The sequence below is a fragment of the Mucilaginibacter sp. P2_A5 genome, assembly GCF_056404995.1.
This window is the reverse complement of record NZ_JBFUCY010000010.1, coordinates 1-14682: the sequence shown is the minus strand read 5'-3', so window position 1 is coordinate 14682 and position 14682 is coordinate 1. Positions and strand designations below refer to the sequence as shown.

Below are 14682 nucleotides of genomic sequence, written 5' to 3'. Positions count from 1 at the left end.
ATATGACGTTCAAAAAAGTCATGTTATTTATACATCGCTGGCTCGGGTTTATATCCGGGCTGGTGGTGTTTTTGGTGAGTATTACCGGTTGTATCTTTTGTTTCCAGGACGAGATCCAGGATGCCATTCACAACTATCGCCATGTAGAAAACCAGCATAAACCCTATCTGTCGCCATCGGCACTAAAGGCCGAAGGTTTAAAAGGACATCCAGGCGCCACGGCAAGTTACATGTATTATTATGGCGCCGACAGGCCGGCCGGTGTGCTGGTGAATTTGCCAAAAGATAAGGGAATGTTGTATGTATACCTTAACCCTTATACCGGGCGGGTTTTACATGCCGAAAATCCGGAAAGCAATTTTTTCATTATTGTTGAATACATTCATTTATACCTGTTGCTGCCGCCCAAAATAGGCGGCCTGGTAGTGGGGATATCGGTTATTATATTTGTAGTGCTCATGATAACAGGCATCATTTTGTGGTGGCCTAAACGTAAAACCGACCGTAAGCGCAGCTTCACCATCAAATGGAAGGGCCGCTGGCGCAGGGTTAATTACGATTTGCACAACGTATTGGGCTTTTACGCCACCGGCGTGGCCATTATATTGGCTATAACCGGTTTGGCCATTGCTTTTGATTGGATGCGGGAAGGCATATATACAACGGCCAACCTTGGCAAAGCCTATCCCCAGGAAAAAGTAGTGTTAAAATCAGATTCACTTTTAAAAGGTAAAACCGATAACCGTATTGTTATTGATAAGGCATTTGAAGCCGCCCAGGCTGGATCGCCCCGGGCCGAAATGTTTTTGCTTTTTGATGATGCATCCGCTTCGGGAACTATCGGCGTAAGCGCCTACGCCCAAAGCCTGCATTACTATAAAAGCGATGAATATGCTTTTGAAAAGTATACCGGCAAAATAATCAAAAAAACCACCCATGCCCAAAAAAGTCCCGGCATGAAAATGAATAACATGAATTACGATTTGCACGTTGGCCAGGTACTGGGCCTTACAGGTAAAATCATTGCCTTTTTGGCCAGCCTCATCTGTGCATCGTTACCCATAACCGGCTTTATTATATGGTTGGGGAAACGTAAAAAAGGTAAATCAAAAAAAGGGAAAGAGGTGGCGCATAGGCGGGTGGTGAAGCAGATGGGTGTTTGAGTCATAAAAGCAGTATTGACATCATTCGAGATCTTGTAGAGGCTCATGTGATTGTGGATGCGTATATAACAGTTCTAATAATCAATGTTTTATAGTTATGTTATTATAACACAAGAAGTAATCTCCAGACTATGCTCCGTGTTCCTTGGATTACGAAATATTTAATAGAGGCTACAGCATCGGCCCGCTCAATTGCCGCGGGAAGGCTGTTACTTTGTCTTGATACAAAGTAACCAAAAATCAAGTCAGCAGAAATGCTTCTTTACGCTCGGGGCCTTTGCCCTGCAAAACGGCCAAAACCTGGGCTGGAATTATTTTGCCCTGGCGCGCGTAGCCCCGCCGCAAAAACTTCCTATGCCTGCAACCGCACAGCCCAGCATTGTTTTGGCCGTTTTCGCCCGAAACTGATCTGCTGACGGTTTGGGGAGGACGAGAGATTTTTGGTGATTAATGAAAAAAAAATAATTGAAGCACAAAGGTTAAGTAGTGCCATAAGCGATGAGCCGTATCATGCCACTTTAATTATCCGCTCTTTGTTGGCTGCATAGGCAAGACATGCAAATATGGTTTCGGATGTTAGTTGCGGGAAATCGCTTAGAATTTCCTCATGACTCAAGCCGGATGCCAACCATTGCAAAACATCATATACAGAAATCCGCGTGCCCTTAATAACCGGTTTACCAAACCTTATTTCGGGGTTAAATTCAATATATTCTTTATAATCAATTGGCTGCATGTTCAAATTTACCTAAATTGTCGTCAAATTTCATCACATGAAAAATATATTCTTTTTAATTCTTGTCCTGTTTACATCCTTCAAAACCTTTGCCCAGCAAACTGATAAGGATGCCGTAAAGCAAACCATTAACACCATGTTTGATGCTATGCGCAAGGGCGATAGTACGATGTTGCGGTCAGCTTTTCATAAAAACATCGTTTTTGAAGGCGTGGCCAATAAAAAGGACGGCACTGTTGAGCTGGAAACGGAAAACCCTAATGATTTTATAAAAGCCGTGGGCACGCCTCATAAAGAAATTTGGGACGAGCAGATTACCTTTAACGATATCAAAATTGATGGCGACCTGGCCAGCGTTTGGACGCCCTATAAATTTTACCTGGGCAAAACCTTTAGCCATTGCGGGGTTGATGTTTTCCAACTGATGCGCACCGCGGCAGGTTGGAAGATCATATACGTTGTTGATACCCGCCGTAAAGGTAATTGCCCGGAGTAATTACAAAGCCCCCAGTTTCATCATTCCATAAAACAGCCCGGTGCAATGCATGGATTGTTTTATTTTATTATCAAGCAGCAGTTGTTTTACTTCCTCAATGGTATACTCTTCTACAATTAGCTCTTCATGATCATCCAATGCCTGGCCTTGTACTTTTTTGCCGCCTTTGGTAAAATAGGTAAAGGTTTGGTTGTTGGCGGTTGATGGGTTACCATACACGGTGCAAATCAGCTCAAATTCATCAAACTGGTAACCGGTTTCTTCCAGCAGTTCGCGGCGGATAGCATCGATAGGCTCTTCCCCGGCATCCACAACACCGCCCGGAATTTCGAGCGAAATAACACCCGCAGCATGGCGGTATTGTGTTACCATTAATATTTTATTGTCTTCGGTTACGGCAACTGCATTAGCCCAGCTCGGGTACTCTAAAACGTAATAGTCGTCAACAATTCGTTTATCAGGCATTTCGCAACGGTCAACCCGTAACGTAGCCCACGGGCCTTTATGAACATAGGTAGATGATAATAGTTTCCAGGTTAAATCCTTACTCATAGTTTGTTTGTAGAAATTGATAGATGGTATTGCGCTTGTTAATTATTTCAAATGACGAGCTGTGGTGTTTTTGCTCCAGCCATTCAAAAATCAATAATATTTTTTGTAACGCGCCCAAAGTCTCGGGCGAAGCACTAAAGGGCCCGGTATGCATGTATAGTATTTGGGCCAAAGCATCAAGTTTATCCGCTTTGTATTTCCCTTTTATCAAAAAGGCTTCGAAATCGTCGATAGATAATTTTAATAGTTCGTCAAACTTAATGTTAAACTCGTTTTGCAGCATAGTATCTGCAAGTTTTATAAATTCATCTGGCTTCAACTGCTCCTTAAAGCCAACCAGGCGGGCCATCATGACCGTTATTTTTTCGAGTTCCCTTAAAATATAGTCTTTATTCATTTGTTAACATGCGGTAAGGCAGTAGTAAATAACAGCTAATTTACTAATTAGCCTGCAGCTCAAATCACTAATTCACTAAACCAATCATTCACTAATTAATTTCCAGCTCAAATCACTAATTCACTAATTAAAAAGCTACCAGCTGCCGCTTGATCCGCCGCCACCGCCGCTACCACCACCGAAGCCTCCAAAGCCGCCGCCTCCACCGCCACTGCTTCCGCCGCCGCCCGAGAAACCTCCCCAGTCGCTTCCGCTGCTGCGGCCGCTTCCTCCAAGCATGCTCCCCGCCAAAAACCACCAGAACGGACTTGCACCACCCCGGCGATCAATGATCTGCCGGCCGCCGCCACCGCCGCGGTTACGAAATATGATGATGAGGATAACCACTATAATAATAATGATAATAATTCCCGCACCGCTACCTCCGCTACCCTTGTCGGTTTGTTCGGCCTCTGCCTTAAATTCGCCTTTTGTTGCTTTTATGATATTGTCTGTAGCTGCATCCAGCCCGCCATAATAATCGCCCGCCTTAAAGTGGGGTTTCATGTCGTTTTGAATAATGCGCTGGGTAAGTATGTCTGGCAGCGGTCCCTCGGCGCCGTAGCCGGTTTGGATGGCCATTTTACGGTCGCTTATAGCAACAATTACCAGTATACCATTATTCTTTTCTTTTTGGCCTATGCCCCATTTGCGTAGCAATTGCTGGCCATAGTCGTTAATGTCATAGCTCCCGGTCGATTTCATGATCACCACCGCTATCTGGGTGGAAGTAGAATCGTTAAAGGCTACGAGCTTGTTTTCGAGCTTTTGTTTATCATCCGTAGATAAAGTATTGGTATAATCGGTTACCAGGGTTGCCGACCGCTCGGGAAAATCCTGCGCAAAGGCTATAGCGGTGCAAAGCAACAGGCTGCAAAATATAATGAGTTTTTTAAACATGGGTTCCATAGGGTTATTTGCCATCCATAAAAGCGATATCATCGGGCAGTTCGTTAATATCACCAGCCTGGCGGGGGAAGTACTTTTGTAGTTGCTCGCCGGCAATTTTTAAGCCGGTTACTATACCTTCAACAATATTACCATACTTAAAATGCTGCAGCATGTCTTCTTTGGCCGTATCCCAAAAATCGGCAGGTACAACCTGGTTAATGCCGGCATCGCCAATAATGGCAAACTTCCTGTCGACAGTGGCCACGTATATCAATACACCATGCCTGAGGGCTGTTTTGTGCATATTGAGCTGGAAAAAGTATTTTGCAGCCCGGTCAAGTACTTCCTCACTACATTTTTTTTCGATACAAACCCGTATCTCGCCACTGCTACGGTTTTCGGCCTGTTCAATAGCCTTACGGATGAGTTGCTGTTCTTCTTCGTTAAATACCGCCATCTTTTTAATTAGTGATTTACTGAGTTAGTGAATTAGTGATTTGAGCTGCAAATAATTAGTGAGTTAGTGATTTAGTGAATGGGTGATTTAATGAATGACTGAATTATTATTTCTTTAAGCACAAAATGATCGATACGAATCGGTAGCTCAAACCGCTAACTACCCTGTAGTTCAACTCACTAAATCACTAATTCAGTCATTCAATAATTAAACTGTTCAAATCACTAATTCAGTCATTCAATAATTAAACTGCTCAAATCACTAACTCGCTAATTCACTAATTAATTTAAAACTCCACCTTCGGTGCTTTATCGCTTCCCGGCTCGGCGGTGAAATATCCTTTTTCGGAGAATCCAAACATTTTAGCGGTGATATTGGCCGGGAACGAGCGGATTTTGGAATTATATTGCATTACAGCATCGTTAAAATCCTTACGGGATACGTTGATCCTGTTTTCGGTCCCTTCCAGTTGAACGGATAGGTCGCGGAAGTTTTCGTTCGCTTTTAAATCCGGGTATTTTTCTGATACAACCAGCAGCCTGCCAATGGCCGAACTTAACTCGCCCTGCGATGACTGGAAAGCTTTGATAGATTCGGGTGTAAGTTTTGTAGGGTCAACCTGTACCGATGTTGCTTTTGCGCGGGCTTCTATTACCGCGGTCAGGGTGCTTTTTTCAAAATTGGCCGCGCCTTTAACGGTATTTACCAAATTTGGTATCAGGTCGCTGCGGCGTTGGTAATCGCTTTGTACTGCGCCCCATTTTGATTTAACGGTTTCATCCAGTTTAACCATGCTGTTGTAACTGCACGAGCTTAAGCCCATGGCCGCCGCTGCAATTAATATTATTGAAAGTAACTTTTTCATGAATTGATATTGTTTTACAGGTATGTTTTTGATTTAGATTACAAAACGCATACCGTTGTTACAATTGGTATGGTTTAATGACATTATGTCAAGGTACAGAATTTATCACGGTAAGCGAAACATTTAACTGTTATAGCCTATATTTGAAGCTTAATGTTGACATCGACCCACAAAATGAAGAAGACACTCTGCCTTTTTTTTACTGCTATTTCGCTTGGCGCAGCCGCACAAACTAAAACTGCCGAAAATTTAGTACAATATGTAAACCCTATTATAGGCACCCAGCGCATGGGGCACGTGTATCCGGGCGCAACCGTTCCTTTTGGTATGGTACAGCTAAGCCCCGAAACCGACACCCCCAGCTACGAGCTGAACGGCAAATACAACCCCGATGTATATAAATACTGCGCCGGTTACCAATACGATGATAAAACGATAGTTGGTTTTAGCCATACCCACTTTAGCGGTACCGGCCACTCAGACCTGGGCGACTTTTTAATAATGCCTACAGTTGGGGCATTAAAACTTAACCCCGGCACCGCCGATAAACCGGGCAGCGGTTACCGCTCGGCATTTTCGCACCAGAACGAAGTGAGCCAGGCTAATTACTACAAAGTAAAACTGGATGAAAGCAATATTATAGCCGAAATGACCACCAGCAACAGGGTTGGCTTTCATCAATACACATTCCCCAAGTCAGATCAGTCGCATATTGTTTTGGATTTGATGGCAGGCATTTATAACTATCCTGATAAAAATGTGTGGACGTATTTGCGGATTGTAAATGATAGTACCGTTGTAGGATACCGCCAAACCAATGGCTGGGCACGTACGCGGTCGTTATACTTTGCCATGAGTTTTTCAAAATCTTTCTTTGCCCATGGCTATAAAAAATACGATAAGCGTGAAGTATACGGTGGTTTTTGGGGCAAATTTAACCGGGTGAAAAACTTCCCCGAAATTGCGGGCAGGCAAATAAGGGCTTACTTTGATTTTAAAACCGAAGAGGGTGAAAAAATAAAGATCAAATTTGCTTTATCGCCGGTGAGTATGGATGGCGCGCTGAACAATATGCAAACCGAAATTCCGGGCTGGGATTTCGAAAAAGTAAAGGCCGACGGCCAGCAGTTATGGGAAACCGAACTGCACAAAATAGACATAGCAGGCAGCAAGGAGATAAAAGAGAACTTTTATACCGCCATGTACCATGCCATGATTAACCCTACCGTGTACATGGATGCCGATGGCCAGTATAAGGGCCTTGATCAAAACGTGCATAAGGCCGAAGGTTTTACCAATTATACAACCTTCTCGCTTTGGGATACCTACCGGGCGCTGCACCCCCTGTTCAATATTATTGAACCCAAAAGGAATGCGGATATGGTACAAAGCATGCTGGTCCATTTTGACCAAAGTCCGGAGCATATGCTGCCTATCTGGTCAAATTCGGGTAACGAGAATTGGTGTATGAGTGGGTACCATAGCGTAGCGGTACTTGCCGATGCCGTGGTTAAAGGCAATGTAAACTTTGATGCCAATAAAGCGCTGGATGCCTGCGTAGCCACCGCAAAGCACCGCGATTATGAGGGAATAGGCGACTATATGGATAAAGGGTACATCCCCGACGAAAAAAGCGGCGTATCTGTATCATCTACCCTGGAGTATGCTTTTGACGACTGGGCCATAGCCCAAATGGCCAAAAAGCTGAACAGGATGGATGTTTATAATGAATTCATCAAACGATCAGAAAATTACAAAAACGTATACGATAAGGCAGCCGGGTTTATGCGCCCCAGGCTGGCCGACGGCACTTTCCGCCAAAAGTTTGATCCGCTGAGCACCATCAACGAAGGATTTATTGAAGGCAACAGCTGGAACTATACGCTGTTTGCGCCGCAGGATCCTAAAGGCCTGATTACGCTGATGGGCGGTAACAAGCGGTTTGTTGGTTACCTCGATTCGCTGTTCACCATGAACCTGCCCGATAAATACTTTGCCGAAACGGAAGATATTACCCGCGATGGCATCATCGGCAACTATGTACATGGCAACGAGCCATCGCACCACGTAGCCTATTTATACAACTGGACAGATAAGCCCTGGAAAACACAGGAGCGCATCCGGATGATATTGCCACGTATGTACAAACCAACACCAGATGGTTTGGGCGGTAATGATGATACCGGCCAGATGAGCGCCTGGTACATTTTTAGTTCGCTGGGATTTTACCCCGTAGCCCCCGGATCAGACCAGTATTCAATAGGCAGCCCGGCCGTGAACGGAGGCGTTATCAATTTAGATAATGGCAAAAAGTTCACCATCAACGTAAAAAACCAAAGCGCTAAAAATGTTTATGTACAAAAGATAGTGCTGAATGGTAAACCTTTGGATGGCCTATTCATCAGCCATACCGATATCATGAACGGTGGCGAGATCACGTATTATATGAGCAGTAAACATAAATAGATGTGCAGATTTCAAATTTCAGATGTGCAGATGAATAATTTGAAAATTTGAGTATTTGAAGATTTGAAAATGAAAATAAACAGATGTGCAGATTTGGATTTTAGGTGGGTAGATGAAAATAAGTAGAACAGACGCAATTAAAGTCTCCCCTACCGGGGGAGATTTAGAGGGGGCTCGGAGGGCTTGTTGTTTAGAGGGGGCCGGGGCTTGGATCTTGGCCTTGCTTTTGGGACTACTACTCTTGAGTTCATGCGCTGAATCGTTTAAGCAGATTCCGCCGGATAAGTTTAATGATACGATAGCGGAACGAAAGGATATTAAAACATCCGACGAGCTGATTAAAGCTTATTACCAGTACCGGCAGTATTATAGCGAAGTTCAGGCGCGTCCGCGATTAAATATTACGTCGAGAAAACTGGATTCGGGCGACTATGAAATAACGGCGATAGATACCATTGTGAACGATGATGCTCTGGCAGCCGAAAAAATTGTAATGATTGCCACCCGGAAAGCTGAAACCTGGAAAGCTTTAGATATCAAATACAACTGGAAAGCCCGCGAAGGCTATGGCAGTTCAGAATGGGGCACAGGGAACTAATTTTTAAACTTTATTTTACTCAACAACCACCCCGCTAATCAGAACCCTCTCCTTTGGAGAGGGCAGGGTGAGGCTGGAGCTTTTTACGCGTAGCAATGCTCTTCGCGGGTGGTCAGTTTACCAATCATTTCTTTTAAGGCAGTACGTGCACGGTGTAAAGTTGTACGCGACAGCAATTCGCTCATCCCCAGCGATGTGCCAATTTCCTGGTGCGAATAGCCTTCAATGGCGTACATATTAAATACCGAGCGATAAGTTTTAGGTAGTTTTTGAATAAGCTTCATTAAATCTTTTGCTTCAAGCTCATTATCATTATAAGCTTTGCTGATAGGCATATCACTATCGGCAGCAAAATCTTCAACCAACACAACCGGGCGTAATTTGCGGTAGCGCGAAATAGCCGCGTGCACCATAATACGGCGCACCCAACCTTCCAGGCTGCCATCGCCACGGTAGTTTTGCATGTTCCTGAATATTTTTATGAAACCCTCTTGCAGTATATCCTGTGCTTCATCTTTATCGGTAGCATAGCGCATGCAAACAGCCAGCATCCGCGATGCAAATAGTTTGTAAAATTGTTCCTGGCTTTTACGTTCGTTGCGTAAGCATCCTTCCCAAATTGTCTGTAAACGTTCGTCGGCAGTAGTCATTGTATTGTGTGTTTATTTGTGAAGCCTATGCCAATCCAAGTGCCATTTTGTAATTAATTGATTTTTAGATAGATATAAAATATGGCCTTAAATAAACTGTACGATAGCGGACGGTTGATGTGCACATGCGGACAGAAACGCGACCCCTAGCCCCCTGAAGGGGGAACGATGACCGGAGATGCATTAAGAATATAGGATAACAACCAGGGGAATCATAACCCGGGGAAGTCGACAGCTATTCTCTTCGTTAATTCGTCGTAGAGATGATAAGGGAATTCGGTTCTCCTGTCATTTGCAAAGCTTTGTTCTTGGAGCAAACAATAAGTTTTTTTCAGTTGAGAAAATCCAATAATTAGAAACTGTTTTTGTTTAATTTCAAAGCTCACTAGCTCTGATTTATTGGTTGCAACTTTGGTTACAACATCATATTCAAAATCGCTGATTTTTATGTTGAGAAGATGTCGTTGAGTTTTGTTTCTGATGATTTTGATTTCATATCCCCCTGGTTCACCAAGGCATTGAATATTTACTTCGTTCTCATTATTTAGTAATGATATCAACAAGTTCATAAAATCATAAAATGGATCGCTGAACACACCCGAAATTAATATTTCATAACACTTCTTATCAACATAAAAGAAAAATGTAGTCCAGCCATGTTTGTGTAGAATTAAAGAAAAGTCGATATCATCCATGACAATTTCATACGTTTTGTTTCAAATATAAAACAATCCGTAGGCGTCTCATGAGGATAATTTAGCGGGTATCTAAACCTGTATAATTATAACCCTCGTCTTTGGCTGAGACTATCAAATAAATTAAGCCTAAAAGAAATATTCAAAAGTCTCCCCTTCAGGGTGAGATTATTCGCGGTTTGTTGTTATGCGGGCTCATGAACGCTTTGCTATTTAGAGGGGGGGTGTTACCTTTGCCTTAATCCGGGATAAAAACCCGGCGATAGTATGACAAAAGAAATTGAAATAGTATGCCCTCCCGGGCAGCATGAAGACGAGGCAGTGATTAAACGCCTGGCGGCTGCGGCTTTAAATATGCAACCTCAAAAGTTATCGGCTGTAAAAGTGTTAAAACGATCTATAGATGCCCGTGGCCGTAAAGTGGTTTACCGCATGATGGTGCAGGTGTTTATTGATGAGCCGTACACACCCGAAATTTTTACCGTAAATTATCCCGATGTGCAGTTTGGCCGCCCGGTTATTATAGTAGGCGCCGGTCCGGCGGGGATATTTGCCGCATTGCAATGCATTGAGCTAGGATTAAAACCCGTGATACTGGAACGGGGCAAAGATGTTAAACAACGACGGCGCGATTTGGCCAATATCAACAAACAAGGCCTGGTAAACCCCGAATCAAATTATTGCTTTGGCGAGGGCGGAGCAGGCACCTACTCTGATGGTAAGCTGTACACCCGCTCAACCAAGCGCGGCGATGTAAGCAAGGTGCTCAAAATGTTTGTTGCCCATGGGGCTGATGAGGATATTTTGATAGATGCCCGCCCGCATATAGGCACCAACAAGTTGCCGCAGATTATCACCGCTATGCGCGAAACGATACTAAATGCAGGCGGCGAGTTTTTGTTTGATAGCAAAGTGACGGCTTTACTGGTAGAGTTTGGCAAGATAAAAGGTGTAAAGCTGGCCAGCGGCGAAAAAATGACCGCCGATGCCGTAATCCTGGCAACGGGCCACTCGGCAAGGGATGTGTTTGAAATGCTGCATCATCAAAATATACTGATTGAAGCCAAGCCTTTCGCTTTAGGTGTACGTATAGAACATCCGCAGGAAATAATTGACCGTGCCCAATATCATTGCGAAAACCGCGGCCCCGATTTGCCGCCATCTTATTATAATTTGGTAGAGCAGGTGGAAGACAGGGGAGTATTCTCCTTCTGCATGTGCCCCGGCGGTATTATTGCCCCATGCGCAACTGCCGAGAACGAAATTGTAGTGAACGGCTGGAGCCCGTCAAAACGGAATAACCCTTTTGCCAATTCAGGCACGGTAGTACAAATTAATATGGAAGATGTGGTCGGCGATGACAGCGATCCATTCAAGATGCTGAACTTTCAGCATGAGGTGGAGCAAGCCGCTTTCAAAGCCGGCGGCGGCAGCCTGGTTGCACCGGGCCAGCGTATGGTTGATTTTGTGGAAGGACGTTTGTCAAATGATCTGCCCGTAAACTCCTACCTGCCGGGCACAAAAAGTACCGAACTAAAGGAGGTGTTACCCGATTGGATTCATAAACGTTTGCAGAAGGCATTGCCTGCTTTCGGCCGGAAGATGAAAGGGTATTATACCAACGAGGCAATTTTGGTGGGGGTAGAGTCGCGCACGTCGTCGCCGGTGAAAATTCCCAGGGATAAAGAAACCTTGCAGCATCCACAAGTTAAAGGATTATTTCCGTGCGGAGAGGGTGCCGGTTATGCGGGTGGCATTATTTCTGCTGCTATTGATGGTGTTAACTGCGCATTGGCCACTTTAAAAATATTAGCATGACAATTTCTGAAAAATTGAGTACCGAATTGCAAAAGATACTATCGGGCGATGCATGGTATGGTTCGCCTGTTTATGAGATCATCGATAGCATTAGCTTTGAGCCAGCCTATGAAAAAACGCCCGGGTCTGTCCATAACATAGCCGAAATTGTTTTGCACATGATAGCCTGGACAGAAGAGGTGATGGACAGGATGAACGGCCTTACCGCCGGCATCCCCACCAGTGGCGACTGGCCCGAAACCGGCGCGCCCGACGAACAAAAATGGCAAAACTATGTTGATGATTTAAAGCTGGTGAACGTAAATTTGATTGGCGTTATCCAGAACTTCCCGCAGGAACAATGGGATGAGCCAATAAAAGACGAGCGGAACCGCGAGATGGGAACAGGTGTGAGCCATGAAGAATTGATTAACGGACTTATCCAGCATCATATTTATCACTCCGGCCAAATTGCTTTATTAAACAGAATTATCAATGGCTGATAAAAAGACACTTATATTAGGAGCAACGCCCGACACCGGCAGGTACGCAAACCTCGCCGCCAACAGGTTGGTCGGTCGCGGCCATACCATAGTTAACGTAGGCATAAAAACAGGCGAGGTTGCCGGTGTACCTATCGAGAAGCCCGAAGCCATTCATAATGATATTGATACGGTTACTTTGTATGTTGGCCCTCAAAATCAACCGCCGTTGTATGACTATATATTAAAAACTCACCCCAAACGGATCATATTTAATCCCGGTACCGAAAATTCGGAACTCAGGCGCATGGCCAATGAAAAAGGAATTGAAACAGAATATGTCTGCACACTGGTGTTACTATCCATCGGGCAATATTAAAAGCCCCCTAACCCCCTGAAGGGGGAACCAAGGTTTACATCATACAACTATGCTCGTCAAAAAGCTCCCCCTTCAGGGGGCTGGGGGCTCGCCAATATCCTGATCTCTTTAGGATAATAATTATTGATCCTATTCGGTAATAGCTTAGCCCATCCTAAGGCTTGTCCCCCGTAGTTCATCAGGCTCCAGCCCTTTTCGGTAGGGTTTAGGTCGATGTTGTCTCGGCGAAGGTATTGAATAGCCTGGTCGTAAGTTAGCTCCGTTTGTAAAACCATATCCTTATTAATAATGGTACTTAAAGCCAGCTCATGATCGGGTATCAAATCTTTCCCCATTAATTTACCCACGCGCACACCGGATTTTTTAAGGTACAGATGTCTTTGTAATATGTTCAGGCTTTCTTTATGCGCGCGGTTAATCGCCAGCCAATCTTCGTTCACTTTAAAATAATAGTAGTCGTCCGGGTTATTAACATATGCTTTCACCTGGTCAATTTCCTTACTGCTTATTTTTTGATGCATGTTGTTTTTAAAGGTGCCCAGTTCGCCGGTGTTGGTTTTCTTTTTAAGGCACGATGCAAATAGCCCCTCACCCTTAACCTTGCCCGGATAAAAGCGATATCCCCATGCCTTTTTATCGGCCGATTGCGTTTCTACAATACCCCACTCCTTATATATAGGTATACGGATACTTTCCAAATCAAATTCCTGGCAAAGCCAATCCAGTATATCTTCGTTTTCCTGGTGCGAGTAGGAGCAGGTACTATATATAAGGTATCCATCCTCTTTTAAAGCGGGGAGTATATCGGCCAGGATCCGTTCCTGCCGCTGGTGACAGAGCTCCACATTTGTCTCCGACCATTCATTCATCGCCTGCGGATCTTTACGAAACATGCCCGAGCCCGAACATGGTGCATCAACCAGGATGATATCGAAAAAGCTTTTTAGCCGGCCAATGTCTTTCGGATCATTATTGCTAACTATTACGTTTGCCTGGCCCCAACGGCTAAGGTTATCTGTTAATACAGGTACGCGTGTTTTAATAATTTCGTTGGCAACCAACAGATCGCCGGCATTAATGGCCGAGTTAAGGAGTGTGCTTTTGCCACCCGGAGCAGCGCAAAGGTCAAGTACTTTTATCGTGTCATCTATATTAGGGCGGATATATTTTAAAATATGGTCGATAAACATGGAAGAAGCCTCCTGCACATAATAACACCCGGCATGAAAAAGCGGGTCGAAAGTGAAAGAGGGTCGGGTGTTTAAATAAAATCCATCGCTACACCAGGCTACCCGTTCATCAGTTTTTAAGGATGGACGTTTAAAAGGATTAAGCCTTATAGAGGTAGGCGCATCAGTAATTTGATGTGCTTTGATAAAATTTTCTTCGTCAAATCCATTTTCCGCGCTTAATGATTGCAGGAAATTATCGGGAAACCGTTGCTCATTCATATACTTTGTAAATATACAAATTCGATATATGCTATTGTTTATAAGATATTCGGGCGCTGCCGGGGTGTATTTAACGTTAGTTTACAGTTACTTGTAAAATTGTTTTAATTATTTGAAAATTTCTTTTGGTGCGTAACTGGTTTTCTGTGTACATTTGTGGCCGCTCCAGAAAAAGGGCGTTGTTTTTTGAAGAGTTAGCGAATATAAAAAAGATTAAAAAGAGTGAAATTATCACTTGTTAAATCAAATTAAAATTCGCACTTTTGCAACCCGCAATCGAAGAAGAAGATTAAGTGAAAATGATCGATTTCGGGCCTCCAAAAAAAGAAAAAATAAGTTTTGGAAAAGTAAAAAGGTTTTCTACCTTTGCAGACCCAAACGGAGGGTTGCTTTAAGGAGCAAAAGAAGTAAGAAGCTAAAGCGATTTTAGCGGATAAAAATGAAAAGTTAGGTGGATGCAAATCCAACAAAACATATAGCGGATTCGGATGATGAAGCGAGAAAGTTCTTTTAAGAAATAGAAAATCATGTAGAGTAACACGGGAGCAGAAAGCGGAAGGCGTAAAGC

General features: G+C 43.9%; 17 protein-coding genes. 8 read left to right on the top strand and 9 right to left on the bottom strand.

What is annotated here, in order from left to right; genetic code table 11:
* Positions 1-2 precede the first annotated feature (2 nt).
* Both AC1DXF_RS10260 and AC1DXF_RS10255 read left to right on the top strand, forming a co-directional pair.
* The gene (locus AC1DXF_RS10260; protein ID WP_477448211.1) at positions 3-1163 is read left to right on the top strand and encodes a PepSY-associated TM helix domain-containing protein; all 1161 of its coding nucleotides are present in this window, start codon (positions 3-5) and stop codon (positions 1161-1163) included.
* Positions 1164-1382: 219 nt separating this feature from the next.
* On the top strand, positions 1383-1571 hold the full coding sequence (locus AC1DXF_RS10255; RefSeq protein WP_477448210.1) for a hypothetical protein: 189 nt from the start codon (positions 1383-1385) through the stop codon (positions 1569-1571).
* A 100-nt stretch (positions 1572-1671) separates the two neighbouring features.
* On the opposite strand, the gene AC1DXF_RS10250 is transcribed toward AC1DXF_RS10255, so the two are convergent.
* Positions 1672-1899, bottom strand: a complete 228-nt coding sequence (locus AC1DXF_RS10250; protein WP_477448209.1) for a DUF433 domain-containing protein — start codon at positions 1897-1899, stop codon at positions 1672-1674.
* Positions 1900-1936: 37 nt separating this feature from the next.
* Between AC1DXF_RS10250 and AC1DXF_RS10245 the strand changes: the two genes are divergently transcribed.
* The gene (locus tag AC1DXF_RS10245) at positions 1937-2395 is read left to right on the top strand and encodes a nuclear transport factor 2 family protein (RefSeq protein ID WP_477448208.1); all 459 of its coding nucleotides are present in this window, start codon (positions 1937-1939) and stop codon (positions 2393-2395) included.
* Here the strand turns inward: AC1DXF_RS10245 and AC1DXF_RS10240 are convergent, their stop codons facing one another.
* The 5 genes from AC1DXF_RS10240 to AC1DXF_RS10220 form a co-directional block, all read right to left on the bottom strand.
* A complete protein-coding gene (locus AC1DXF_RS10240; RefSeq protein ID WP_477448207.1) occupies positions 2396-2947 on the bottom strand; it encodes an NUDIX hydrolase in 552 nt (183 codons plus the stop codon). It abuts the gene before it with no gap.
* On the bottom strand, positions 2940-3344 hold the full coding sequence (locus AC1DXF_RS10235; RefSeq protein WP_477448206.1) for a hypothetical protein: 405 nt from the start codon (positions 3342-3344) through the stop codon (positions 2940-2942). The genes AC1DXF_RS10240 and AC1DXF_RS10235 overlap by 8 nt, the downstream gene beginning before the upstream one ends.
* Positions 3345-3479: 135 nt before the next feature.
* Positions 3480-4325, bottom strand: coding sequence for a TPM domain-containing protein (locus AC1DXF_RS10230; RefSeq protein WP_477448205.1), 846 nt, complete (start codon positions 4323-4325; stop codon positions 3480-3482).
* Positions 4297-4731 (bottom strand): TPM domain-containing protein, encoded by a 435-nt coding sequence (locus tag AC1DXF_RS10225; RefSeq protein WP_477448204.1) that lies wholly within the window; start codon positions 4729-4731, stop codon positions 4297-4299. Before AC1DXF_RS10225 ends, AC1DXF_RS10230 begins: the two co-directional genes overlap by 29 nt.
* Before the next feature lie 286 nt (positions 4732-5017).
* A complete protein-coding gene (locus tag AC1DXF_RS10220; RefSeq protein WP_477448203.1) occupies positions 5018-5596 on the bottom strand; it encodes a LemA family protein in 579 nt (192 codons plus the stop codon).
* A 174-nt stretch (positions 5597-5770) separates the two neighbouring features.
* Between AC1DXF_RS10220 and AC1DXF_RS10215 the strand changes: the two genes are divergently transcribed.
* Together AC1DXF_RS10215 and AC1DXF_RS10210 are read left to right on the top strand one after the other, a co-directional pair.
* Positions 5771-8062, top strand: a complete 2292-nt coding sequence (locus AC1DXF_RS10215; RefSeq protein WP_477448202.1) for a GH92 family glycosyl hydrolase — start codon at positions 5771-5773, stop codon at positions 8060-8062.
* 241 nt (positions 8063-8303) lie between these two features.
* On the top strand, positions 8304-8660 hold the full coding sequence (locus tag AC1DXF_RS10210; RefSeq protein ID WP_477448201.1) for a hypothetical protein: 357 nt from the start codon (positions 8304-8306) through the stop codon (positions 8658-8660).
* A gap of 83 nt (positions 8661-8743) precedes the next feature.
* Here the strand turns inward: AC1DXF_RS10210 and AC1DXF_RS10205 are convergent, their stop codons facing one another.
* Both AC1DXF_RS10205 and AC1DXF_RS10200 read right to left on the bottom strand, forming a co-directional pair.
* On the bottom strand, positions 8744-9310 hold the full coding sequence (locus AC1DXF_RS10205; RefSeq protein ID WP_090651624.1) for an RNA polymerase sigma factor: 567 nt from the start codon (positions 9308-9310) through the stop codon (positions 8744-8746).
* A 212-nt stretch (positions 9311-9522) separates the two neighbouring features.
* The gene (locus tag AC1DXF_RS10200; protein WP_477448200.1) at positions 9523-10005 is read right to left on the bottom strand and encodes a hypothetical protein; all 483 of its coding nucleotides are present in this window, start codon (positions 10003-10005) and stop codon (positions 9523-9525) included.
* 267 nt (positions 10006-10272) lie between these two features.
* On the opposite strand from AC1DXF_RS10200, the gene AC1DXF_RS10195 reads away from it, so the two are divergent.
* Genes AC1DXF_RS10195 through AC1DXF_RS10185 form a run of 3 tightly spaced genes read left to right on the top strand, consistent with a single transcriptional unit; the run spans position 10273 to position 12663 of the window.
* Positions 10273-11823 carry an NAD(P)/FAD-dependent oxidoreductase gene (locus AC1DXF_RS10195; RefSeq protein ID WP_477448199.1) on the top strand — a complete coding sequence of 517 codons (1551 nt, stop codon included), beginning with the start codon at positions 10273-10275 and terminating at the stop codon, positions 11821-11823.
* Positions 11820-12305, top strand: a complete 486-nt coding sequence (locus tag AC1DXF_RS10190; protein WP_477448198.1) for a DinB family protein — start codon at positions 11820-11822, stop codon at positions 12303-12305. Before AC1DXF_RS10195 ends, AC1DXF_RS10190 begins: the two co-directional genes overlap by 4 nt.
* Positions 12298-12663, top strand: coding sequence for a CoA-binding protein (locus tag AC1DXF_RS10185; RefSeq protein WP_477448197.1), 366 nt, complete (start codon positions 12298-12300; stop codon positions 12661-12663). Before AC1DXF_RS10190 ends, AC1DXF_RS10185 begins: the two co-directional genes overlap by 8 nt.
* Before the next feature lie 56 nt (positions 12664-12719).
* On the opposite strand, the gene AC1DXF_RS10180 is transcribed toward AC1DXF_RS10185, so the two are convergent.
* Entirely contained in the window at positions 12720-14114 is a 1395-nt protein-coding gene (locus AC1DXF_RS10180; RefSeq protein WP_477448196.1) for a methyltransferase RsmF C-terminal domain-like protein, read from the bottom strand.
* Positions 14115-14682: the final 568 nt, after the last annotated feature.